Genomic DNA, 2,414 nt, shown 5'->3' on the forward strand with positions numbered 1-2,414 from the left:
GGTCTGCCCCCGACGGGCGCACGACGGCGGGCCTGGACGCCATCACCTTGGCCCTGTGGGCCGCACGCACCACCAAGCGCCGCCCGCGTGCGGCCAGCACCACGAGAGGAGTGCGCATCCTGTGACTGAGACAGCCGTCGCCGAAGTGCCCATGATGCTGCCCGGCCTCACCGACGCGGAGCAGGCGCTCGTGCGACGCCTACACCGCAAGTGGGAGAGCGTGCGAGCCAAGAACGCGCTCCTGGACGTCTACTACGACGGCCACCGCGCCTTCCAGGATCTGGGGATCTCTATCCCACCGCAGATGCAGCATACGCGGGCGGCGCTCGGCTGGCCCGCCAAGGCCGTGAAGGCGCTGGCCCGCAAGCACATCTTCGAGGGATACGCGCTGGACGGCTCCACCGACCCCTTCGAGCTCGGCGAGTTGCTCGCCCGCAACGACTTCGAGGTCGAGCTAGCCCAGGCCATCAACTCCGCATACAAGCACGCGGTCGCCTTCCTGACCGTCACCAAGGGCGGGGACGGTGAGCCGCCTGTGGTCATCCAGGCGCGCGACGCGAACTGGACGGCTGCCCTGTGGGACCGGCGCACCCGCACGCTCAAGGCCGCCATGGCTGTCACCGACATCGACGACGACGGCCACCCCACCGCCGTCACCGTGTACACGCGCGAGGCCATCATCACCGCCACCCGCGACCGCGGGGCCTGGTCCACCAGCCGCACTCCACAGGCCACGGGCCGCGTCCTGGTGGAGCCCCTGGTCTATGACCCCCAGCTCGGCCGCCCGTTCGGACACTCCCGGATCAGTCGCGAGGTCCGCTACCTCACCGACGCGGCGGTCCGCACCATGGTGCGCGCCGAAACCTCAGCCGAGTTTTTCAGCAGTCCGCAGCGGTACGTGCTCGGCGCCGACGCCGACGCCTTCAAGGACATCAGCCGGTGGACCGCCATCACCGGCCGCATCACCGCCCTGGAGGCCAACGAGAACGGGGACATCCCCACCATGGGCCAGTTCGCGCAGATGTCCATGGAACCGCACCTGTCCATGTACCGGCAGCTTGCCCAGAACTTCTGCGCCGAGACCAACCTGCCCCAGTCCTCCGTCGGCCTGTTCGCCGACAACCCCACCAGCGCCGAGGCCATGCTCGCCGCCGAGGCCGCGCTCGCGGGCGAGGCCGACTACCAGTGGCACATCTTCACCGGCCCGCTGCGGCGTATCGCGGAGGATGCGGTCATGCTGCGTGACGGGTCAGCCGAGCCGCCGGCTGAGTCTTGGCGGCTGGCCGTGAAGTACACGCCGACCACTCAGGCGTCCCCGGCCGCCCAGTCCGACTACATCGTCAAGCTTGTCCAGGCGCTTCCCCAGGTCGCAGACACTACCGTCGCCCTGCGGAAGGCAGGGCTGACCACGGAGGAGATCGACGAGATCCGTTCCGAGCGGCGCACAGCCGGGGCGTCGAGCGTCCTTGACCGCCTGGCCGCCGCCCAGTCCGCTGGCGTCGGGGAGGCGTAAGGGGGATGGCGTCCCGGCGGGACCTGGACAAGTACCAGCGGGCGCAGGGCGAGATTGATCGCCTTTGCCGGCGTGAGCTGCGCGCCGTCTGGGCCAGGCTCGCGCCCGTTATCGGCGACGACCCCGCCGCTGTGCGTGACGCGCTCGTGGAAGTCGTCCAGGCGCTCTGCGTGAAGTACGGGGACCTGGCCTCCACGGCGGCGGCCGACTGGTACGACGACCTGCGCGCCAAGAACCCGGGCTTGCCCCCCTATGCGGCGCAAACAACCTCCCCCGTGAGCCCGGCCGCCGTGGAAGGCACCGTCCGTTACGCCGCCGGTGAGCTCTGGGGCGACGACCCCGCCAAGACGCGGGCCATGGTCGAGACCGCCCTCGCCCGGTGGAACCGGTACGCCGGCAGGGACACGATCCTGCACAACGTGGGCCGTGACCCGGCGCACCCGGCCTGGGCGAGGGTACCGCGCGGTGCCAAGACGTGCGCCTGGTGCACGATGCTCGCGTCCCGGGGCTGGGCCTACAGCAGCGAGGACGCGGCCGCACGCTCCGGCCACGACAACTGTGACTGCCAGATCGTCCCTGACTGGGAGGCCAAGAAGCACATCCTAGAGGGGTATGACCCTGACCGGCTCTACGACCAGTACCAGGTCGCCCACCAGTCGGTGCTGGACGAGGGCGGCACCGCGGACGAGGAAAGCGTCCTCGCCGCCATGCGGGAGCTCTTCCCCACCCAGTACACCGACGGCAACACCGGAAAGGTCAAGGGCTCCTCGGCGGACGGCACGCTGTCCGCCCAGCACTACCGGCAGCGCCGCCAGCGTCTGGCCGCCGACCTCGCCGCCATGCCGGAGGCGGAGCGCCGCGGCAAGAAGCTCCCACCCAGCCTCCCGCCCGAGGCCCCCAC

General features: G+C 70.6%; 2 protein-coding genes. Both read left to right on the forward strand.

What is annotated here, in order from left to right; genetic code table 11:
* Positions 1–121: 121 nt before the first annotated feature.
* Positions 122–1,513, forward strand: a complete 1,392-nt coding sequence (locus tag RWX45_RS09385) for a phage portal protein (RefSeq protein ID WP_316023468.1) — start codon at positions 122–124, stop codon at positions 1,511–1,513.
* Between the two features lie 5 nt (positions 1,514–1,518).
* On the forward strand, positions 1,519–2,414 hold an 896-nt coding region (locus RWX45_RS09390; protein WP_316023469.1), incomplete at its 3' end, for a hypothetical protein.

This window comes from Actinomyces sp. MRS3W, assembly GCF_032465695.1.
Classification (GTDB): Bacteria; Actinomycetota; Actinomycetes; order Actinomycetales; family Actinomycetaceae; genus Actinomyces.